This window comes from Nostoc sp. UHCC 0302, assembly GCF_038096175.1.
In the GTDB taxonomy this organism is placed as follows: domain Bacteria; phylum Cyanobacteriota; class Cyanobacteriia; order Cyanobacteriales; family Nostocaceae; genus UHCC-0302.
Genome location: NZ_CP151101.1, coordinates 77,952 through 98,094, shown reverse-complemented (window position 1 = coordinate 98,094; position 20,143 = coordinate 77,952). Strand labels below are relative to the sequence as shown.

Genomic DNA, 20,143 nt, shown 5'->3' with positions numbered 1-20,143 from the left:
GATCAAAAATTAAATTTTTTCTTATCAAGATGAGAACGTCTAAACCATGAAATTACCATTACTTGGGTAGCTAACACCGCTAATGCTGAGGGGATTAATGGCACCCATCCAGCCACTGTAAAAATGCCAAAACATATCCCAAATAGTGTTAAAAGGGTTATTAAAGTTGCTATTCCCAGATGCAATGGTTTGGAATAATACCATGCTGTAATACCTCCAACCAGCGACCATACCCATATCCAAAGTGTCTCTATCCATCCAGACCACCACCATAATAAAAGTCTGCCGTCCAAAACTGCACTTAGGATTTGACTTAGCATTTGTGCCTGTACGAATACCCCTGGTATCTGCTTTGTTCTAGATTTAGTACTAGTGCTAAACGGTGTTTTCCAATAATCGTTTGTATTGGTGGGGGCAGAAAGACCAATCATCACAACTCGATCTCTAAGTGATTGGATTGATGCTAATGGGATTTTTTCATCTAACACGTCTCTCAAACTAACCTGCTCGGCAATTTTATCAACAGAAGGGAGAGAACGATAATTCAACAATATTTGATAACCAGATGCATCTATTTCTTGATAACCGCTGGCGTGTTCGTTTAATTGCCGGAACACAACATCACCAATTTGTAAATAACCTGATTTTGTAACGCTCGATGTTTTGCCCGCTTTATCTAAGTAATGAAGTGCTAATTGTAGGTTAAAAGCATATTCTGTAGTACATAGAGATGTTGGAGGTGGAGTCAAATATAAAAGCTGGCGACGAGCAATAACTTCATCATCTGCAACAAAATCACTAAAACTTAAACGTTCTCTTTGAACTCCATCAGGTGATGCAATTCCATCAGTATCACCATCATCATCAGTAGTAGCAACTTTGCACACAAAAAATAAACGGTTATTCTCCCTAAAACGAGTAGCTAAATCTAGATATTTAGGGTCTACAGTCCCATCACGATAAATATCTAAACCAATAGTTCGTGGTTGATATTTATTTAATTTCTCTAATAGTTGAGCAAGGGCTTGGTCAGATAACGACCATCGCATTTGCATTCCTTTATTAATTTGGTATTGAATATCTGCTTCATCAATAGTAATAATTAAAATCCGTTCATCAGGTTTTTCAGTTACAAGTTGCGATCGCAACTGCATAAAATGGTCAAAAGCGTGTAACTCTGAGGTTTGCAAATAACCCCAATACCGCGCCCCCATTACCAAACTTGTCACCAACAAGCTTGTGAGCAATATTGCAAAAATGCTCTTAGTAGTGAGCATTCTTCGGTGCAACGGCCAAATCATTGGTGCTGACAAAGGATTTTGGCAAATTACTGGTAACCAAGTTGCACAAGGGTATTCATCTTCTATTCCTTCTAGCCTTTTTCGAGCCTCACGTAGTGCAGAGTACAAGGATTGTCCACTAGAAAATTCTGTTAAAAAATGTTTTAAAAATTCTTGTGCTACTAAGTCCGGCACTGGTTCACGCATGACAATGACTTGAGGAATGTGTAAATCCTCTAATGCTTCTGCTAAGCCTAAGCCATCGCAGGAATTGAAAATTGCTAAACGTAATCCGCTCTCAATTGCTTTTTTGAGTCCATGTGCCAATTTATCTAGACTAATTGTTGTAGTTTGGTTAATTTGTAGAACTCCTTTTGATTGACTGTAGCTGTGTCCAGCAAAAAACAAAATATTCCAACCTTGATTCCAAAGCTCATCACTTAATTCCTTTCGTTGTGGTTCTACCAAAAATTTTATTTTAGCTTGGCTTGATAATTTTTCTAAGAAACGTTTATCTTGACTAATATCTATTCCTTGACTATTTCCAAAAATCGCTAATATTTTAACTTTGTTTTCTTGAATATATATTTTATTAGGTCGCTGCGGTTCTAATGGACTAAGTGCTACTTCCGCTTTCGGATAATCATCAAGAAAGTTCCACAAATGCCAAGGAATCCGCCGCAATAATTGATCACTAGTTGCAATCATCAGACAGATTTCTTCATTGGGATTTAATTGTGTGCGTAATTTCTGGTCTATTTTGCGAAACTGTTCACAATTTAGCCAATTGTTAATTCTAGACGATAATTGTTGACATAAATCGTTAAATTCAACTTCCGAAAAATTTGTGACATCAGTATCTTCAACTTCCAAACGTACACACCAACCAGAATAGCGATAGAGAGCTGAGTATAGTATTTGCCAATTTCGATACAGTTGAGGAATTTCTGGCGCTGCTGGTAAACTACCACGAAATTCCATCGCTCGCAGATCATCTATCAACCCCAGTTGAACTGTGACATCAGGAAAGCCTTTATAGAGGTCGCCCTTACCCAAATTCAAGACAACTAACTTACTCATTGCACTCCGACAAAAAAGTGTCAGATGACAAAAGTCTCCTTAATTGTGAAATTTCCATCGGACACTTGTATATTAAAGCCTTCTCCAGGATACCCTCTAAATCGTTTTAATTGAATAAAGTTATCATTACTTCGAGATTCAACTTCTTGAATATTTTCTCCTGATTCTGTTTGTAAATTTAATTTAAGATGAGATGGTAAATAAGTCTTCTCGCCCCTTGGATGTAGCTGTACTAATATCTCTAATTTATCCTCAGCCAAAGGTGCGATCGCTACTAGCAACACTATTGACTCATTTCCTAAATCTAATCCCAAATCTATGATTTTTGCTCGCTCTACACTACCTCCACTTGAAGATGAAAGGCTTCTTAAGGCAAATTTTTTCTCATTTCTACTGCCGAAAATTTCTTCTAGAGACATCCAATTATTTTCAAACAAATTCTCAAACCATTGGCTTAATCTCACTCCTATCTGGCTAGCACTGAGTGAAGAGGAAGTAACAGTGTCAGGGATGCAATCAAAAAGGAAACTAAGAGGTTTGAAGCTCAAAAGTGGTATTTCTTGGGAAGTAGAAGAAAAAGTAACTGTTTTAATGAATCCTAGCAACTGCACTTCATTTAAGCGTTCACCGAACTGGACAGCAACATAACCAATTCTATTTTCCATGACTTCCGGTGGTAAAGAAATTGCCGTTTCTCCAGGTTGAACTGGACGACACTCTAACCTACCAATATTGGGAAGAACTAGATCCGCAATGTCAAATAAAGCTCGTTTGAGTGGATGCCAACTATCACCTTCTCCTAAAGCCGTATCAATCTGTAACCATTTCAAATAATTATGAACAGCATAAACTGCTAGTGTATTGAGATATATTTGTTTTCCTTTCTGAGGTGTAGTTTGTTCAGCAGCAAACTGACGGGCGATGGCATGGGCTTCTTGCCCAAGGGGAACTTTTACACAAAGTGTTTCTGTGCTACTCATGGCTGTTAATTAGATTGATATCCGAGTTGAATGGCAACTTCTTGCAAGAGTGGTATTGCTTTTAACTTCCAGTGCGATACGAGAGTTTGGTAATTAATTTGGCACTCACGAGCAATATCAGCAAGTGTATCTGGTGGGTTCTTAAAGATGAACAGCAACCTTTGGCTGAGTACTTGGCAGTTACATTCGGGGTGTTTTCGAGGATAGCAATTTCGTAATTGCTCGTCTGGATCTTGCTCAATGTAATCCGCTAGGCTAGCGACCAATAGCTGTTGTGAGTTCTGTTGTAACTGTTCTAAATAAATTTCTAATCCACTTAAAACATACGGGTTAGATGGTGTGCCTAATAACCTCCCTTCTTCTGAGACTCGTTCTAGCCAGCTTGTTACCTCTGCATCTGCATCCGAAATATTTTCATCCAAGGAAAGCTGAAGCCTTCTTGTTTGAGGGGCAGATGAGGAATTTAAATCTTTAACACGCCAGTAAAGGTAGCCTTTGAGCCATTTTACTAAGTCAGTTCGTACTGAAGATGTACGTGGCTGAAAGTTTCTGATATTGTGGCTCAACCACTCAAAACTTTGGTTTAAAGCATCTAAAAAGTGGTCAGGGCAGTCCATGCTTGAGTATTTTCTAAATTCCGGTAGTCCCTGAATTAAAATCAGAAGCCGACTCATAGCTTTTCGCCATTCCCGGCTGCCGTCTGGGTGTTGACAAACTGCTGCTATCAATTGGCGCAGGCGTTCATCGAGATCATCCATAAAAGCCTTTACTCAAGAATGTACAGTAGATACAAGACAGCAGCACAATCATCAGCACCGCTTTATTTGACCTTACTCTTATATCAGGCAAGAATTAAAAAATTATGAAAACTTTAAAATTGCACTGAGCGTTTCTTGAGATCCTGTGTAGGAGCAGATAAGAAAGATTATTGACGGCAAGTTGACTAAAGTATCACAGTTTTCATAGTTATCTAATTTTCCACTGATATAGGATTAGAGGCTTGAACTTAAAAGAGATTTTGAAAACTTGTTACCAATTTAGCTTGCTTGACAGTTTTCATAACTTTTCAGTTTTGCCTTGATTTACAAGTAAGAGGTTGGTTAAAGTAATAGTAAAAACCAAGCTATTTTGTATTTACTAAATAGCATACTATCAATCGAATAAAGTTACTTTTAAAACAGTAACTTTTCATCCGCTGATATTAAGTGGTTTTTGCTGCTATCTGCTTGAAAATTTCTTGTAGAACGCCTTCTCTCAAGCAAAGTAAAATCTAGCTATTTGTTGATTGCTATGAAAGCTGTAGCAAACTGTCCAACAATCAACAACAGATTCCATTTCAACATCAATCTTAAATAAAGGAAAGTAACAATGTTAAACACCAAAGAACATTTCAATCAACTTCACGTGGACACTATTCAACAGGAACCTTTGTTCACCGACTTGACTTCCGAAGATGCTGCCATTGTTGAAGGAGGTAAAAGTTTCAGCAACGATATTTTTTTTGATGCTTCAGTTAGCACAAGAACATTCAGCGGTGTGAAATCCGGTGGAATAGTCCAGCTCTCGACCAATACCTATAACTACGGATCTGGCAGAAATCCAACTTTCAACGCAATTCTCAGAAATCTAACTACTGGTAAAACATATCGAAGGGTACTCAAAGTTGGTGAAGCTACCGCTACATGGACTAACATAGCGGGAGGAAAAAACAAGTACGCAATACGCTTTACAGATAGTAAAGATGGTATATATGTCGGTGGCTCTATAGGAGTTTACTACTCCTAATGTAGCACCTTTACTAAATGTTCAGAATCTAATCAAACAACCTGAGAATAATAGGTAAAAGCTCAAAACATGAAGCTAAATGCTTAATAGTCTGATTAAACAAACTGATTAGACCAGCAGAACATTAACGGCCATCAAAACTTTCTTTTGATGGCCTTCTCTCCAACAAAAAGGAGATATAACACATTTTTTGTTGATTTTTGGAAAGGTACGCTTTTTGCATCTTTCAGAACAATCAACAACAAATATAGAACCAACAAAGCTAGATGGCTTGAATTTTGACGATGAAATACCAAACTGTACTACAACACAGCGAAGAAGACTGTGGTGCTGCCTGCCTTGCTACTATTGCAAAACACTACGGACGCACTTTTGCCATTAATAAAGTGCGAGAAGCGGTTGGTACTGGGTCACGAGGAACTTCTTTACTGGGTTTGAGACGGGGGGCAGAAGCTTTAGGGTTCAATGCTCGCCAAGTCAAAGCCTCAGAGCAACTGCTCGACTCTTTGCATAAAATTTCTCTACCAGCCATCATACATTGGAAAGGCTACCATTGGGTCGTTTTATACGGACAGAAGGGTAGAAAATACGTGATCGCAGACCCCGGCGTAGGTATCCGTTACCTTACCTGTGAAGAGTTGCTCGAAGGATGGGGTAATGGCATAATGCTGCTGCTGGAGCCAGATGACAGCCACTTTTATCAACAATCAGATGATCAGATTGGCGGCTTTGGGCGTTATCTAATGAGGGTTTTACCCTATCGCGTCATTCTCATTCAAGCGATCGCAATTAATATTGCTATTGGACTACTTTCCCTTGTCTCTCCCTTGATGATGCAACTGTTGACTGATGATGTGTTAGTCCGGGGAGATACTCAACTGCTAACTGTCGTGGCAATTGGGTCGATTGCTATGAGTTTATTTAGCAGTGCCATCGGTTTAGTACAGTCTCACTTAATTGGTCACTTCGGTCAAAGGTTGCAATTAGGGCTGATTTTAGAATACGGGCGACAACTGTTGCGCTTGCCTCTCTCATACTTTGAAGGACGGCGCAGTGGTGAAGTAGTTAGTCGGATTGCTGATGTAGATCATATCAATGAGCTAGTTGGCCAAATTGTCCTCGGTTTGCCTAGCCAATTTTTTATCGCCTTGGTTTCTTTGGGCTTTATGCTCTTTTACAGTTGGGGATTGACTTTAGCTTCTGTAACAGCCTTTATGATTGTCACTCTCATCAACCTGCTTTTTCTCCCCGCCTTACGCCAGAAAACCCGTAATGCGATAGTGTTAGGTACAGAAAACCAAGGCTTTCTCGTTGAAACTTTTCGCGGTGTCCAGGTGTTAAAAACCACTCAAGCCACTCCTCAAGCTTGGCAAGAGTATCAAGCGAATTATGGACGCCTCGCTAACTTGGGCTGGAGTACGATGAAACTGGGGCTATACAGTGGCACAATTACCAGTATTTTTTCCACTTGCACTAATATTGCTTTACTTTGGCTAGGCTCATATTTAGTAATTAACCGCACCTTAAGTATTGGACAACTGCTAGCGTTTAGCGGCATGAGTGGCAACTTTCTCGGCTTTTTGGGTTCAGTCATCGGCTTAGTTGATGAGTTTATCACTGCTCAAATTGTCATTCAACGCATGACGGAGGTGATTGATGCTACTCCAGAAGACGAAAAAGACGAGAAAAAGCCTTGGTCTGAAATTCCTAGCAATGCAGACATTACTTGCACCAACCTTAATTTCCACCATGCAGGTAGAGTGGACTTGCTCTGTGATTTTTCCCTAACTATACCTGGGGGTCGAGCCATTGCCTTAATTGGTAAATCCGGCTGTGGAAAAAGTACCCTCGCTAAAGTACTTGCAGGTTTGTATTTCCTCCAATCTGGCAATATCCGTTATGGTATCTATAATCAGCAAGACCTCTCAATGGAATGTCTACGGCAACAGGTAGTGCTAGTGCCTCAAGAAGCACACTTTTGGAGTCGCTCAATCGTGGAAAATTTCCGCTTCAGCTATCCCCAAATTACATTTGAACAAATTGTGCAGGCTTGCTCAATTGCTGGTGCAGATGAGTTTATTAGTAAACTGCCCGATAAGTATCAAACTGTTTTAGGCGAATTTGGCGCAAATCTTTCTGGTGGACAACGCCAAAGATTGGCGATCGCTAGAGCTATAGTTACTGACCCGCCAGTATTAATCTTAGATGAATCAACTGGCGCTCTCGACCCAGTAAGTGAATCCGAAGTGCTAGACAGACTACTTGACCATCGGCAGGGCAAAACCACAATTATGATTAGCCATCGCCCCAAAGTCATCGGACGGGCAGATTGGATTGTACTACTAGAGTCAGGACGCTTGAAAATCCAGGGCACTCCAGAGGCTCTGCGCTGTCAAGCTGGTGAACACTTAGACTTTCTCGATAGTGTTGACACATTAATAAATGGTTTAGTGCCTGAATCCTCTAATTCTCACTCTAACGGCAAATTAAGCACAATCAGTAAATAAAATAATATGATTAGCCATCCCAACTCAGACTACCTGCCCCCACTTCGAGACAACGAGTTTCTCCCACCACTTGGTCGTTGGACTACTTGGGGCGGACTAGTGCTTATTTGTATTGTGGGGCTAGCTATTCCACTTGCCTCTATTACTAAATACAAAGTAACAGTTAAAGGACAAGCTGTTGTCCGCCCTGCTGGTGAGTTACGGCTCGTTCAATCTGCTACAGAGGGCCAGGTAATGCGCGTTTTTGTTGCAGAGAACCAAGTCGTCAAAAAAGGGGATGTCATTGCTACTGTTGACAACTCGAAGTTGCAAACCAAAAAAAGCCAACTGCAAAGTAACATTGGGCAAAGTCGTTTACAACTCGTTCAAATCAACGCACAGATTAATGCCATTAATAGCCAAGTTTTAGCTGAAGCTGAGCGTATTACTCGTGTAATCGCTGGTGCTGAAGCAGAGTTAAACGGTCGCAGCCGGGACTATCAAGATAAACTTGTTACCACTGCTACTGATGTTGAAGAAGCGGATGCCAACGTCAAAGCAGCAGATGCTAGTCTCAAAGCAGCTCAGTCAAAACGAAATCGATACGAGGGTATAGCCAAAGCCGGAGCCTTGTCTCAAGATCAATTTGAGGAGGCACAATTAGCTGTTCAGCAACAAGAACAATCTCTCAAAGCAGCTAAAGCAAAATTGCAAAATGTCCAAACTGCCATTGATCCCAGTAATGCAGCAGTTGCGATCGCCTCTCAACGTATTGCCCAAGAAAAAGCTGCGGGGAAAGCCAGTATTGCTACTTTAGATAAAGAACGCCAATCCTTAATCCAACAACGAATTGAAATTCAAAAACAGTTAGAGCGCGACAAAAGTGAACTTCAGCAAGTAAATATTGACCTTAGCCAAACTGTAATTACTGCCACAGCAGACGGTATTGTTTCTAAGTTGAACTTGCGAAATCCTGGTCAAACTGTACCTGTCGGAGAAGAGATTGCCCAGATTGCTCCTAGTAATATTCCTTTAGAAATTAAAGCAGCGGTAGCCCTTCAAGATAAAAATAAGTTGAAACAAGGTCAAACTGTACAAATGCGGGTTTCCGCCTGTCCTTATCCAGACTACGGCACTCTCAAAGGCAAAGTTAAGACGATTTCACCAGACGCGATCGCACCTCAAGGAAATAATACAACTGCTACTGCTCCTACAATATCTGCCAGCCAAAAGATGGCAGATGTTAGTAGTTTCTATGCGGTCACAATTGAGCCAGAAAGCTTTTCTTTAGGTAGGGATAAACATCAGTGTGCGCTTCAGCTAGGAATGGAGGGTACTGTCGATATTATTTCTAAAGAAGAGAGTGTGCTGCAATTCTTTCTTAGGAAAGCAAGATTGATTGCAGACTTATAAATTTATTGAGCGAGATTTTATAAAGAGAATTAGCGTTGCTTCTGTTGCGGGATAAATTAGGCTGCTAAGGGTATAAATCCGTAATAGAGGTAGTACTAAACATTCCATCATTGATGCTATTTTTTATTAAAATTTTTCTTTATTAGGTGGCTCATAAATGATATGCGTTTACCCTAAATTACTATACTTAGTTATCTTATTTATATGCAAAAAATTTAAATATAATGAAGTACATAATATAAGTCCCAAAATCAGAGATAAATACTTTTCTTCTTCTTGATTTTGACTCTTTAATTTTGAATTTTTCTGTATATATACAAATTAAAGTTATAAGTTAATTTGGCAGTTTCAACATATAAATTAATCTTTCCAAACCAGATTCAGTAATTGTAAGGAGTTAAACTGTGATTTCTAGCAACACTATTTTAGAAAAACACAATTATCAAGTCACGCCGCATATCTGGAATCATGATATTAGTAATCGCCAGCAGAGTTTTTTGGACTTACAGAGAACTAGTACAACGTTGAAATTAAAAATGCAAGAGCTTTTGGGTCAATTAAATCTAAGTACTACTAAAGAGCAATTGTATGTTAAGAAACATTCCTGTCAGAAAACAGATACAGAATTAGAAAAGACCCTTTCTTTGCTTCAGGCAACTTTAAACTTCACAGAAGAATTATTGGAAGCAATAGCTCCTCTACTGGAAGAACAGATAGCCTTAAAGCAGCAGGATTTAGCTAGCTCTCACCAAATAGCAGAGTCACAGCGGCTTTTTCCTACTTGTCTTCAACTAAAGGAAGTTTTCGACTATATCGAAGCTAATTATCATCAATCGATTACTTTAAGCGACGTAGCTATTGCAGTTGGTTACTCCGCAGCTTATCTAACTAATCTAGTGCGACGCAAGACAGGTAAAACAGTTAATGATTGGATTTTCGAGCGTCGTATGCTAGCTGCGCGTACCTTACTTTTAGAAACTAACCAGCCAATTAATCAGATTGCTTTTGTAGTAGGCTATCAGTATGAGGGATATTTCTTTCGTCAATTTCGTCAGTTTCATGGCACTACGCCTCAAGCTTGGCGTAATATTCAACGTTCTAATATTAGCGTTAACCGATAACGACATAATTAATAGTCTTACCAACAAAATGTGCATTGTCTCTAAAGAATTTGTTTTATATACTGTTAAATATAGAAAAACAGATTAGTTTTTGAAACAAGATTATGCAACTCTTCAAAAGTGCTTATATCTTGAAATCATTTCAGTAATTAAACTAGTTTTCTGTCAATATAAGGTTCTTTCTCAAAGAATCCCTTTCAAACTATTGATATCGATTGAAATTAGCTATTTTATTTAACTTAGAATAGCTAAGTTTAGTAGAAAATCAATACCAATCTCAATTCTGAATAAAGGAAAATCGCAATGTCTAATAGCACGGAAGGTTACAAAGTACTTGAACTTAATTCTGGCTTTCAAGAACTTAACGATGAAGTTGCTGCTAGCTGTAATGGAGGACTTGCTCCTGTCACATTATATAACAATTACGATTTTGGTGGCTCAAAAAAAGATATTTCCAGTAATGACGACAATCTCGACAATAGCGCTATTGGTAGCGGTTGGAATAACAAAACTTCATCTCTCATAATTAGGCGTGGAGTATGGCAGATATTTGACAAAGAAAAATATAATACTGGAGGAAGGTATGCAATATTAGGCCCAGGCTTCTACCGCTATCCCAGTAGCTTTGGGCTTGCGAATAACACATTAACTGGTATTCGGCGATTAAGCTAGCTCTAAAAATTTTTTACTTTAGAGATTAGTACTTTAATATTGAACTACTTCAGAGCATTAGTTTTGAAGTAGTTCAATATTAAAGTCTATTTTTATTTAATTGTGGCTTTCCTAATTTGGTATAAAGTGACTCTGCTAATTTAATTAGTTATTAGAAAATAGGCTTAATAAAATTGTATTAAAAAAAGATATACTTTCTTTTTTTACTTAAATAAATAAATATTATATATATTTAACTTTTGATTAAGTGGTAATAGTTATTAGGGCATGAATAATGAAATTATATTCACGCCCAACAGTATTACAAATGCCGCCAGAAGTTCTTACTGATAGTCTTGGGTTCTTCAGTTGGTTCAGTAGTAGTAGCAACACCCACCACAGCAACTTGTGGTGCAGGTGTAGTTAACAGTGAGTTGAGTAACTCTCGCTGATGATCCACATCAGTAATAGTTCGGTATATTGTGTAGGGATCAATTTGCATCCCCAATGGCGTGGGTACGATTTTTAAGTATTGATTAAGAAGCTGAATATAATGCTCATCAAAATTTCGATTAACCACATAAGAACGTAAACCATTAAGCAATCCAATAGCTCTCTCAATTTTATAAACATCACTTGTCTCTATTTGTGGCTGACTTTCGCGGTAGCCTTTCGTTTTCTTTTCGGCTACGAGATTATGATATTTAGAAAGAGCTTGTTGATGGCTATTAAAGGAATGAGTTTTGGTTTGAGCGTTGTAGCCGACTCGTCCCCACTGAACTGTTAACTGACTACTTTCAACCTTAGCTGACCAGAATTTGTTGCTATTGTTAGCAGCATCAACATAAACAAGATATGAATACATAGTTTTAATGCTGTTATTAGTGAGCAGGTGGATATTTGATATTCACTTTGTTTTGGCGTAGCGGTCGCTCTCTACAAAACGACCGCTTTTCATTCAGTTCATATTCCGAAATTTAGCGGCACTTACGAATTGAGTTTTTGCCGTCTGCACAACAGGACTACTCACGGGTATAGCGGTAGTCGCCCTCTCCCTGGTAACAACGCCGCTCTGTATTGGTTTGACGGCAGTAAAAGAGGCCAGCAACGCTAATCAAGTGTTATCTTTTTTTCCAATTCAATCAATAAAGCTGCAATTATTAAAGCTTGGTCTTTTGAATTTAAAGAAGCAAGGATTTTAGCACACTGAGAAAATGCATCGTGCAACCCTCTATAATATTCTTGAGATTCTCCTTGTGGGATTTGTTGCTGCGCTACTGTTAGAAGTTCGTCTGATACGAATTCTTTGAGGAGCGAAATCTTTGGATTTTGTTGGCTCATTTATTTCCTAAATTTAATTTTTGCATTTAACAGGGCGATCGCTTCTAATATTATGAAGCAAACGCTATTCTCATCAGTTCATATTCCGAAACTTGGCAGCACGTAGCGATTGAGTTTTCGCCGTCTGCACAACAGGACTACTAGCAGGTCTTGCAGTAGCTGCCCAGGATTGCATACGCCCAACTGCTGCCGCATCCTGAATGGCAAGCGGGGTAATGGTTTGACGGCAGGCTTCTAAATCCCCAAGTGTGATTTGCTGTGGTCTACCTTCGTCAAACGCCAACAGCGCCGCTTCAGCAGCTAGCGTCTCCAATTCCGCACCGGAGAATTTTGCGGTGTTGGCTGCGATCGCTTCGAGATACTCCGATTCAACAGTGATGCCAAAGCGTTGCAGGTGGATGCTGAGGATTTGCGCTCGTTCTGGTAGAGTGGGAAGATCAACGAAAAATTGCTCATCAAATCTTCCCTTCCTCTTAAGTTCACTCGGTAGTACTGACGGGTCATTGCAGGTTGCAACTATAAACACGCCGCTGGTGCATTCAGCCATGAACGTGAGCAAAGTACCCAAGATGCGTTGGGAAACACCACTTGTATCTCCCTGTCCTGACAGTGCCTTCTCTATTTCATCAACAAACAACACACACGGTGCGATCGCAAGAGCTGTTTTCAATGCACGTTTAACATTACCTTCAGACTCACCCACAAGAGAACCCAACATCGAGGCAATGTCTAACTGCAACAATGGTAAATTGAGAATGTTAGCAATGTTTTTAGCACAGTGACTTTTACCTGTTCCGGGTGGGCCAGCCAGCAGCACACCTTTTGGTTGGGGTAAGCTAAGACTTCGCGCCTCTTGGGTGAACAGCCGCCGCCGACGATTCAACCACTCACGCAAGTTATCCAAACCGCCGAACGGTATGCTGGCTGGCTTGCCCAACTCGATACCCATCTGAGCCAGTAGCCGAGTTTTGTACTCGACAGCTTTAGGTATGAAGTCGGCATCGACAACAACACCATTATCAGTTAGCTTTTCTTTTACCGTCAGACGTAAGAAATCACTAATCTCTTCCAAGGTCAGTCCTAAAGCTGCGCGAGAGAGAGTTTCTTGATCGGAATTGGTTAAATTCAACTTAAAAGGCTCATCAATTTGAGAAGCTAATTCCCACAGGTCATACAAGTAAGAATTTATATGCTCTTTTACCTGCTCAACAGTGGGGAGAGGTACTTCACAGTAAGGAATTAAGCGTATAAGTGACTCGTGTAGTTGAATGTTTTGCCCCAGCAGCACAATGCGTTTCCCAGTTGGCTTGAGGCGATGGTAGAGATTTTTTACTTTACTGACAATCTCCCAGGATAACGAAGGCGAATTCTTCCCAACAAAGGGGTGAATATCTCCAAGAATGAAGACTCCATCACTACTAAAATTCGCAATATAATCAAACACGTATAACAGCGGGTCAGCGTGTGGTGGTTTATTATACTCCACTACTGGCTTAAACATCAAGCCACCATCCGACGCAATCAGACATTGTTCTAAACTGGAAACACCGAGGTTCCAGAAGAACACAGGACTTTTTAACTTATTGTTAGCTTCAGTAGTTAACCACTGAATAATCGTTGCTTCGTCGGGGGACAGCACATCAAGCGCTGCAATGGGGATTTGTGAATCAAGCGTGGAGAGTAAATTTGAGAGTTTCATTGTTTTGGTATTTCGTAAGGGACTGGAGATAATTCGTCATGAGTATTTACGAGTTTGACGATTACCTCATAGACTTCGGCATCGCCGTCAAAAACCTCAGCCATACCATTGCGCTCTAATTGGGCAATGGCAGAAACAATTGCATTCAACAGCACGCACAATCCCTCAGTATTAGCTTTAATGATTACTGGCTCATGTGCTTTCTGTTGTGCATAAACGTGAACAAATGGGTATTCTTTAGCTAATTCGTTCATGATTGGTTTTGAGGGGGAAACTTGTTGATTCCCCCATATTGATTACTGACGCAGGCGTGTTTGACTACTGTTCGTAGTCCGAAGTTGTTGGGTTTGGGCTTCGTCCTTAAACTCTCGTTCGCCCACAACTCCCAATGCCTCTTCAAACGGTTGCGTAGCTGATAAACAACTCACTCCGTCAAATCCCTCAGCCTCCACACGAACTTCACCTGTAGCTGAATCAAAATGAATCAATATTGAACGTTCCATGCGTTATCTCCTTGTATATTGCTGTTGTTGCTGTTGTTGCTGTTGTTGCTGATGTCCACTGAAGGTAAGACGTAGGGTTTGCACAGTGTCGTTTGTAGATTCGGCGATCGCGCACTCTCCAAATTGCTGCTGAAGCTCCACAGCCTTGGCACGAACCATCCGCTGTCCATAAGCCAGCATTAACTTGTTACTGAAGAAATCTTGTCCCAATCGCGGGTCTGTCTCGTAGGCATCATGTATCACGTCATACACGTTACTCTCTTGATTCCATTTGAATCCAATGTCTGCACGGGCTTTAATCGTGCGACCAGATACGATAATTTCAGCACTCCTTCCCTGGGAGCTACCGTAGTAACCCTTTAATGGCTGTGCTTTTTCATGAACCAGTGGTTGAAGTTTGAGATCCGTCAGAGCTTGTACTAAGCATTCACGATTAGTAAGCCTAGTTTTTACTGTTGAGAAATGTGACATTTTTACCGCCTTTGTGATGAATAAAGTTGATGAAAGAAAGTTTTGACAAATACTAAAAGTGCGATATTCTTTGTGAGGTGAACGTTACACTTTTAATCATCAAGTTCATTAGTCTTAAGCGAATACACTCTCGCTTAAGACTATTTTTTTACCTGAACTTGAACGACATGACGGTAGCTTTTGATAAGCCCACGTCGCCAGTTGCTAACTGTTGGAGATTACGTTGTTCATCTAACAACTTGGTGCGGATAGAATCCATTTTTTGCTGCAACTGGGAGCGCGTATCTGAACCTAGATTCTTCGACTCAATCGCCGGATCATTCACAATTGAATCCAAGTGCGCCATCATCGCCTCCAAGCTGCTGCCTGCTTCAGGATCAGCGTTTGCTAACAACACCTGAACCTTCATCAGATGGCGTTGCATCTTTTTCTTAAAGAGAACTGGCTTACGTCCCGGCTCCCAATCAGCCAGTTCCGACAACAACACAGCAGCGAGTTGTTCACCACCAGCGAGGGCTGATTCACGTAACCGCTGCTCCAGATTTTGGTCATACTGTTGGATGAACTTGGTAATCTGGTCTAGACATTCGGCTTGCTGCTGATTGAGCTGCTCGGACAGTGCCGGGATAATCACTGGACGACCTATGATTACTTGTAAGTAGTCTTCAAGGTCAGTCAGAGTAGGGAAGGCTCGAAGCAAGTTGGCTTTTACTGATTCTTGCTTATCCTGGGCTAATTCCCAAGTGTTAAGTGAGAGAAACTGATCAATCCGCTCTTGATAATCTTCGAGTCCTGCTTCATAATCAACTTTTAATTGATTACGCAGTCCAGGGGCGATATTATCTCTGATATTGAGAAGTTGACTCCAAACAAGTGGGGCTAAATCAATTGGACAAACCCAATCACCAGTATCAGATGACATCCACTCCTGCACAGAAGCAATCTCTTGTCTGAGTTGGGCGGCGGCTTCGTCCAACTTCTTGAATACCTTGATACCTCTGAGCCCAACTTCGGAATTCGTTACTTTCACGAGGTCTGATTCAATTTCAGAGACTTCAGCTTTTAGCACATCGGCCCATTTAGGTGCAGCAGATTTTGTACTTTTCTTTAACTGAATCCGAAACCGAATACGGGTTTTATTCAACTGCGAGAAATTATGACGTTCAACCACTGCATTAGTTAAGAAGGTTGCACTAGCAGCGTGATCAATTGCTTGTACCATTTCTGTCAATTCCCCAATTATTACTTTTCACTCTTGTGTAGCGAAGCTCTCTCACAAAGCCATAGTTGGAAACTAGATCACAACCCAATAAATTCCTGATTTCCGAACCATGCAGGATGTACGATTAATAGTTGCAGTTCCTAACTCGTGGCTATCTTTTAGCCGATGAATGTTTTTGATAGCTCGGTAAACTATCTTTGTAGACCCATTGTTTTGTAGCTTAATGGGTCTTTTGACAACAGGTGGTTTATAAATTGACATAGCTCAAAATAATTGAAGTTGTTCAGAATTATCTTCAGGTGCAGAAGTCGAGGCAGACATCCCTACTACTTCAGAACAACGGATTGCTAATTTAGTACGGTTCAGAACTATATCCGACTTCCTCTTATGCCCTGGCGTAGGTAAATGACCGAAGACATATCGGGGATTAGTACTAGTACCTGATTGACGCAAATACTGATATAACCCTCCATCAATTTGGTAAACTTTTGATGGATTTAATAGCCTTGGATCGTAAACAGGATTAAGTTCCATTTTCGTTCTCCTGATTTAGTAAATACTTTCAATTTCTAAGCAGCGTAGCGATTGCCTGGAAATACTGTCAAAAATTGCGCTCTCTTGTTTAGTTGTAAACTTTAAGTGATGGAGCTTTCCGTTTCAAATTCCCGTTACCATCGTCGCCGTTAGTTTCTATTGTTGGCTGTTGACGGCATTCAGATTTATTGCACACATAATCCCAATGATTAATCTGCGTTTTCTGCCGATGTTCTACAAGAATAATAATGTTCCTGTACTTTGGGTCTTTACCACTTATCAAATAAGCGTCGCCGAGTGCATAAAATCCTGTAGCTATGTAATGCCGCTTATCTAACCCCATCAGTGCATTCCAAGCTGATTCGTGTTGTTGAACTTTACTCATTTTTTACTTTCTGGTTTCTTTGTGTCATAATCCTTTGTTGAATCGATTTTTCTCTACAGCCATACTGATTAAGTCTGGCTATAGAGTTTTTCATACATAGTCTGATCCTTCAGTGGCAGAAGATTACAGATAGAAATGCTCGAAAATCTGATAAAGTTTTCCCTTTTCTTCATCAGGCAATGTGTTAAAATCAAACTCTGATGAATCCCAAACTTCATCAAGACTCGTGGATTCGTCAACAATGTCTGCAATTAATCGTGTCTTGTCATCGTAATCCCATCCGTTAGCCAAAAGCCACGGCAGAACTCCCTCAGATTTCAACAGCTTGGACAAGTCGAACGAGTCAGAAAACTGTTGTAGGTTTTCGACAGTTGGATGAACGATTGTTGTTGTCATCAGATTATTTTGGGTAATGAATATACAGCACAGTAAGCTGTAGACAAGGCTTGAACAACTGATAGTAAAATTTGTTACAAACCCTGTTTATAACTAACTGATGAATTCATACTTAAGACATAACTTTAAATAAGTTATCAAGTCATCTGCAATAATTGGTTATTAACCAGTTCTTCTGTTAAATAGGCGGATTTTTCCGCCTATTTTTATCAAGATTTTCTGCTTAAAACACCATTTCATTTGCAGCTTTGACTACATTTAAAGCTTGACGCGCAATCACTTTAAAGTCCGTTTGCTCGTTATAGTTAGCCATGATTAGCTCAGACCCAGCCCACACACGGCAGAACAGCACAGTTCCCTTATCCCCTGCCTGCGGTTGAATTGTCACTGGGGAATAAAGCTGTTGTGGAGTTAACAAGGCAACGGCTGCTAATATGCTTTTTGAAAAGTGCGTATCATAACCAGTTTCTAAGATGTATAGTCGGTCTGCCTGAATTGAAACTAGCAATTTGCACTTTTCTTCCCCATTCCTGTCGCTCTTTTCAAATTTCAGTTCTCGCAGATATCCAGTCAGAGCAGTTTGGGTAATCGCAACTGGTTCATCATTCGATAGCGTATACCATAACGATTTATTATGGCGATTGCAATAGACTTTGCAACTCCCAGCATCAGAGTGCAATCCCAGTTTCGGTTTATTAATTGAAGCGACCAACTGCTTGAGTAATTCTTCTTGGCGCATTAGGGCAGTAAGTAATTCTGATGTTTCTTGAGGAGTCATGTGTTTGATACCAATACATTTTCATTGATGCTTGGCGCAGCCTTATTAGGGTTATTGTTTTTAGATGTGTTTGTATATCCTGCCTTTAGTATTTTGTGGCTTAGAAAAAGCTGTATTATTTATTACCTTTAAAAGTGTTACATTGCAGTTTCTTCTATCTAGCAGGATATTTATTAACTGCATGATTGCTCTATAGTAACAGTGCACCAAAGTTGATTAAGCCCCATCTCGCCATATAGATGAGGCTTTTACTAGTATCTAGATTGAATGCATGAAATGCCATTGTATATATGATGCATATCAGTATCTGCAAAGATATTCATCTGATACTATTCAAGCATTAGAACTTGTGTTCATACTAAAAAGCCAGCTAGGCGTCTGGCTTTTTAGTTTTCGCAGTCTCCTTAACTACTTTAACCAAACCATTTAGTAAGACAAAGAGCTTTTTGCTGCTAATGAGCAATTACGCCGCTACTGGCTTCCGACTTTCTGACTCTGGCTGATATTCCACTAGCCTTCGCCATTCTTCAACCGTTAGTGTCTCGAATGGTCTATCTAACAAGTCTTCGCAACAAGTTAGTTGAGCCATCGACAACGACCACACCGCATCAAATGCAGAATCACACGGGACTTTCTGCTGATGTTCTGACGAAGCTCTTGTGACCCACCATCTGCCGTTAGTACAGCCTACTTGACCAAGCTTCTGGTCTTGGTAGTAAATACCATCGTCCAGGATTTCAAAACCGTACTTTTCACACTCGTCAGCAATCTGAACCATAACTTCATTCCCAGTTGTCGCGCTTGGAGCTTCTTGCTCTTGCACTGGTAGTGAGCCGGCTTTATACTCCCAGCAGATGTAGCGATGGCAAAGCATTGGGGTAGCAGCACGATGGAGTTCTTTCTCGTTGACCATGACTACCCAGCGTTGCGTTAAGTGTTCGAGGTCATAGGTTATGCTGGCTATGAGTTTGTCATCAGCGTAATATTCGTGGCAGCCAAAGCAGACTTCTACTACTCTCAATTTTTCAGCTTTGACGCAAGGGGTTACAGTTGTTGTAACTTGTGGCATAATTTTAAGATTCCTTTTGGATAGAAAGGTGATCGCGGAGTTTTCCGGACGTAGCGATCACCTTTTGATTTACATGAACAACGTTGTGCAAGCACAACGCTCTCATTCTAGATTTGGCGCAGCCTCATAAAGTAATTCCAAGGCAAAGCGTATCAGCTGATGTCAAAACATCAGACAGCACTAAGCTGTAGAGAAGATATTGAAATTTACCGTGTCCTCTGTACAGCCGCGTGGTAAGAATTGAAAAGGCGATTGCATACTGAGGAGTTCACAATCGCCTTTGTTTTGCAAAGATTGAAGTTTTTACAACCAGTTTTTAGACGTGGTTCGGTCATCTGGATCATCCCAGGTGGCTTGACCATTACAAGTTTATGGCTGCGGCTGCTCATCCCGCTGGCTATTAGTTTTTGATAGTTGTGTCGTTTGTTTAATTTGGTTAGTTTGGGTTTTGAGTACTTCTTTCTTTTTCTGAGAGGCATCGCGCTCAATTCCTCTCTTATATAAATAATTTACAACATGGTATTGTACTATGTCAACAGAACTTGGCATATTTGTTGTAAGCTTTCAGGATTAATTACTAGTGCTGGAAATAGTCTCCAGATAGGTACATCAAGTGCATTACAAATAGCAAATGCATCTTCTTTAGAGATTGATTCTGGCCTGTTCCGTGGGTTTGCCCATTCAAGATTTTGAATAAAAGTATTGCTACAACCAGCTTTTTCCGCTAATTTGTCTCGGCTAATTTTGCCACGTAACTTCCTTAATCGTTGTGCTGTTTCTTCATCCCAAGTAAAACGAGATACATAGGACAGTTTCACAAGACATACCTCATCTATCATTTAACTCTCCTCTAATTTACAACACCACCTTGTGTTTTTAGAGTTTTTTGATTACACTGAGGTAGTGATGATGCAAAAGCGATCGCCAGCCGGGAAGCAACGCGATCGCT

The 20,143-nt window shown here is 40.3% G+C and carries 23 protein-coding genes; 5 read left to right on the top strand and 18 right to left on the bottom strand.

The window, feature by feature from the left end; translation table 11 throughout:
• Nucleotides 1–2 precede the first annotated feature (2 nt).
• From WKK05_RS38825 to WKK05_RS38815, 3 genes are read right to left on the bottom strand one after another with little or no spacing between them, the layout of a single operon-like run.
• The gene (locus WKK05_RS38825; protein ID WP_341531858.1) at nucleotides 3–2,360 is read right to left on the bottom strand and encodes a CHASE2 domain-containing protein; all 2,358 of its coding nucleotides are present in this window, start codon (nucleotides 2,358–2,360) and stop codon (nucleotides 3–5) included.
• A 20-nt stretch (nucleotides 2,361–2,380) separates the two neighbouring features.
• A complete protein-coding gene (locus WKK05_RS38820) occupies nucleotides 2,381–3,340 on the bottom strand; it encodes a DUF1822 family protein (RefSeq protein WP_341531857.1) in 960 nt (319 codons plus the stop codon).
• Nucleotides 3,341–3,345: 5 nt separating this feature from the next.
• Nucleotides 3,346–4,098, bottom strand: coding sequence for a hypothetical protein (locus tag WKK05_RS38815; protein WP_341531856.1), 753 nt, complete (start codon nucleotides 4,096–4,098; stop codon nucleotides 3,346–3,348).
• Nucleotides 4,099–4,708: 610 nt separating this feature from the next.
• On the opposite strand from WKK05_RS38815, the gene WKK05_RS38810 reads away from it, so the two are divergent.
• The 5 genes from WKK05_RS38810 to WKK05_RS38790 all read left to right on the top strand — a co-directional run bounded on the left by WKK05_RS38810 (nucleotide 4,709) and on the right by WKK05_RS38790 (nucleotide 10,817).
• Complete coding sequence (locus tag WKK05_RS38810; RefSeq protein WP_341531855.1) at nucleotides 4,709–5,125, top strand: hypothetical protein; 417 nt, start codon at nucleotides 4,709–4,711, stop codon at nucleotides 5,123–5,125.
• Between the two features lie 284 nt (nucleotides 5,126–5,409).
• The gene (locus WKK05_RS38805) at nucleotides 5,410–7,632 is read left to right on the top strand and encodes a peptidase domain-containing ABC transporter (RefSeq protein WP_341531854.1); all 2,223 of its coding nucleotides are present in this window, start codon (nucleotides 5,410–5,412) and stop codon (nucleotides 7,630–7,632) included.
• Between the two features lie 6 nt (nucleotides 7,633–7,638).
• Nucleotides 7,639–9,024 (top strand): HlyD family efflux transporter periplasmic adaptor subunit, encoded by a 1,386-nt coding sequence (locus WKK05_RS38800; RefSeq protein WP_341531853.1) that lies wholly within the window; start codon nucleotides 7,639–7,641, stop codon nucleotides 9,022–9,024.
• Between the two features lie 404 nt (nucleotides 9,025–9,428).
• Nucleotides 9,429–10,145, top strand: coding sequence for an AraC family transcriptional regulator (locus WKK05_RS38795; protein ID WP_341531852.1), 717 nt, complete (start codon nucleotides 9,429–9,431; stop codon nucleotides 10,143–10,145).
• A gap of 303 nt (nucleotides 10,146–10,448) precedes the next feature.
• Entirely contained in the window at nucleotides 10,449–10,817 is a 369-nt protein-coding gene (locus tag WKK05_RS38790; protein WP_341531851.1) for a beta/gamma crystallin-related protein, read from the top strand.
• A 301-nt stretch (nucleotides 10,818–11,118) separates the two neighbouring features.
• Here the strand turns inward: WKK05_RS38790 and WKK05_RS38785 are convergent, their stop codons facing one another.
• From WKK05_RS38785 to WKK05_RS38715, 15 genes are all read right to left on the bottom strand, one after another.
• A complete protein-coding gene (locus WKK05_RS38785; RefSeq protein WP_341531850.1) occupies nucleotides 11,119–11,661 on the bottom strand; it encodes a WGR domain-containing protein in 543 nt (180 codons plus the stop codon).
• 245 nt (nucleotides 11,662–11,906) lie between these two features.
• Nucleotides 11,907–12,137, bottom strand: a complete 231-nt coding sequence (locus tag WKK05_RS38780; RefSeq protein ID WP_341531849.1) for a hypothetical protein — start codon at nucleotides 12,135–12,137, stop codon at nucleotides 11,907–11,909.
• A gap of 73 nt (nucleotides 12,138–12,210) precedes the next feature.
• Nucleotides 12,211–13,836 carry an AAA family ATPase gene (locus tag WKK05_RS38775; protein ID WP_341531848.1) on the bottom strand — a complete coding sequence of 542 codons (1,626 nt, stop codon included), beginning with the start codon at nucleotides 13,834–13,836 and terminating at the stop codon, nucleotides 12,211–12,213.
• Nucleotides 13,833–14,090, bottom strand: a complete 258-nt coding sequence (locus WKK05_RS38770) for a hypothetical protein (protein WP_341529936.1) — start codon at nucleotides 14,088–14,090, stop codon at nucleotides 13,833–13,835. Before WKK05_RS38770 ends, WKK05_RS38775 begins: the two co-directional genes overlap by 4 nt.
• Nucleotides 14,091–14,132: 42 nt before the next feature.
• A complete protein-coding gene (locus WKK05_RS38765) occupies nucleotides 14,133–14,339 on the bottom strand; it encodes a DUF2997 domain-containing protein (protein ID WP_341529935.1) in 207 nt (68 codons plus the stop codon).
• Nucleotides 14,340–14,342: 3 nt separating this feature from the next.
• Nucleotides 14,343–14,810: a DUF1257 domain-containing protein gene (locus tag WKK05_RS38760; RefSeq protein ID WP_341531847.1), complete on the bottom strand. Its 468-nt coding sequence runs from the start codon at nucleotides 14,808–14,810 to the stop codon at nucleotides 14,343–14,345.
• A gap of 148 nt (nucleotides 14,811–14,958) precedes the next feature.
• Entirely contained in the window at nucleotides 14,959–16,032 is a 1,074-nt protein-coding gene (locus tag WKK05_RS38755) for a hypothetical protein (protein ID WP_341531846.1), read from the bottom strand.
• Between the two features lie 72 nt (nucleotides 16,033–16,104).
• Entirely contained in the window at nucleotides 16,105–16,293 is a 189-nt protein-coding gene (locus WKK05_RS38750) for a hypothetical protein (protein ID WP_341531845.1), read from the bottom strand.
• Between the two features lie 3 nt (nucleotides 16,294–16,296).
• Entirely contained in the window at nucleotides 16,297–16,566 is a 270-nt protein-coding gene (locus tag WKK05_RS38745) for a hypothetical protein (protein ID WP_341531844.1), read from the bottom strand.
• An 88-nt stretch (nucleotides 16,567–16,654) separates the two neighbouring features.
• Nucleotides 16,655–16,951, bottom strand: coding sequence for a hypothetical protein (locus tag WKK05_RS38740; RefSeq protein ID WP_341531843.1), 297 nt, complete (start codon nucleotides 16,949–16,951; stop codon nucleotides 16,655–16,657).
• 123 nt (nucleotides 16,952–17,074) lie between these two features.
• Nucleotides 17,075–17,347, bottom strand: a complete 273-nt coding sequence (locus tag WKK05_RS38735) for a hypothetical protein (RefSeq protein WP_341531842.1) — start codon at nucleotides 17,345–17,347, stop codon at nucleotides 17,075–17,077.
• Nucleotides 17,348–17,570: 223 nt separating this feature from the next.
• Nucleotides 17,571–18,125, bottom strand: coding sequence for a hypothetical protein (locus tag WKK05_RS38730; RefSeq protein ID WP_341531841.1), 555 nt, complete (start codon nucleotides 18,123–18,125; stop codon nucleotides 17,571–17,573).
• 463 nt (nucleotides 18,126–18,588) lie between these two features.
• A complete protein-coding gene (locus WKK05_RS38725) occupies nucleotides 18,589–19,194 on the bottom strand; it encodes a hypothetical protein (protein ID WP_341531840.1) in 606 nt (201 codons plus the stop codon).
• A gap of 369 nt (nucleotides 19,195–19,563) precedes the next feature.
• Entirely contained in the window at nucleotides 19,564–19,743 is a 180-nt protein-coding gene (locus WKK05_RS38720) for a hypothetical protein (protein WP_341531839.1), read from the bottom strand.
• Entirely contained in the window at nucleotides 19,722–20,012 is a 291-nt protein-coding gene (locus tag WKK05_RS38715; protein ID WP_341531838.1) for a helix-turn-helix transcriptional regulator, read from the bottom strand. The genes WKK05_RS38720 and WKK05_RS38715 overlap by 22 nt, the downstream gene beginning before the upstream one ends.
• Nucleotides 20,013–20,143: the final 131 nt, after the last annotated feature.

Excerpts from the sequence above, each read along its gene's own strand:
- WKK05_RS38825 (WP_341531858.1), bottom strand. The coding sequence starts at position 2,360 with ATGAGTAAGTTAGTTGTCTTGAATTTGGGTAAGGGCGACCTCTATAAA.
- WKK05_RS38820 (WP_341531857.1), bottom strand. The coding sequence starts at position 3,340 with ATGAGTAGCACAGAAACACTTTGTGTAAAAGTTCCCCTTGGGCAAGAA.
- WKK05_RS38815 (WP_341531856.1), bottom strand. The coding sequence starts at position 4,098 with ATGGATGATCTCGATGAACGCCTGCGCCAATTGATAGCAGCAGTTTGT.
- WKK05_RS38810 (WP_341531855.1), top strand. The coding sequence starts at position 4,709 with ATGTTAAACACCAAAGAACATTTCAATCAACTTCACGTGGACACTATT.
- WKK05_RS38805 (WP_341531854.1), top strand. The coding sequence starts at position 5,410 with ATGAAATACCAAACTGTACTACAACACAGCGAAGAAGACTGTGGTGCT.
- WKK05_RS38800 (WP_341531853.1), top strand. The coding sequence starts at position 7,639 with ATGATTAGCCATCCCAACTCAGACTACCTGCCCCCACTTCGAGACAAC.
- WKK05_RS38790 (WP_341531851.1), top strand. The coding sequence starts at position 10,449 with ATGTCTAATAGCACGGAAGGTTACAAAGTACTTGAACTTAATTCTGGC.
- WKK05_RS38785 (WP_341531850.1), bottom strand. The coding sequence starts at position 11,661 with ATGTATTCATATCTTGTTTATGTTGATGCTGCTAACAATAGCAACAAA.
- WKK05_RS38780 (WP_341531849.1), bottom strand. The coding sequence starts at position 12,137 with ATGAGCCAACAAAATCCAAAGATTTCGCTCCTCAAAGAATTCGTATCA.
- WKK05_RS38775 (WP_341531848.1), bottom strand. The coding sequence starts at position 13,836 with ATGAAACTCTCAAATTTACTCTCCACGCTTGATTCACAAATCCCCATT.
- WKK05_RS38770 (WP_341529936.1), bottom strand. The coding sequence starts at position 14,090 with ATGAACGAATTAGCTAAAGAATACCCATTTGTTCACGTTTATGCACAA.
- WKK05_RS38765 (WP_341529935.1), bottom strand. The coding sequence starts at position 14,339 with ATGGAACGTTCAATATTGATTCATTTTGATTCAGCTACAGGTGAAGTT.
- WKK05_RS38760 (WP_341531847.1), bottom strand. The coding sequence starts at position 14,810 with ATGTCACATTTCTCAACAGTAAAAACTAGGCTTACTAATCGTGAATGC.
- WKK05_RS38755 (WP_341531846.1), bottom strand. The coding sequence starts at position 16,032 with ATGGTACAAGCAATTGATCACGCTGCTAGTGCAACCTTCTTAACTAAT.
- WKK05_RS38750 (WP_341531845.1), bottom strand. The coding sequence starts at position 16,293 with ATGTCAATTTATAAACCACCTGTTGTCAAAAGACCCATTAAGCTACAA.
- WKK05_RS38745 (WP_341531844.1), bottom strand. The coding sequence starts at position 16,566 with ATGGAACTTAATCCTGTTTACGATCCAAGGCTATTAAATCCATCAAAA.
- WKK05_RS38740 (WP_341531843.1), bottom strand. The coding sequence starts at position 16,951 with ATGAGTAAAGTTCAACAACACGAATCAGCTTGGAATGCACTGATGGGG.
- WKK05_RS38735 (WP_341531842.1), bottom strand. The coding sequence starts at position 17,347 with ATGACAACAACAATCGTTCATCCAACTGTCGAAAACCTACAACAGTTT.
- WKK05_RS38730 (WP_341531841.1), bottom strand. The coding sequence starts at position 18,125 with ATGACTCCTCAAGAAACATCAGAATTACTTACTGCCCTAATGCGCCAA.
- WKK05_RS38725 (WP_341531840.1), bottom strand. The coding sequence starts at position 19,194 with ATGCCACAAGTTACAACAACTGTAACCCCTTGCGTCAAAGCTGAAAAA.
- WKK05_RS38720 (WP_341531839.1), bottom strand. The coding sequence starts at position 19,743 with ATGCCAAGTTCTGTTGACATAGTACAATACCATGTTGTAAATTATTTA.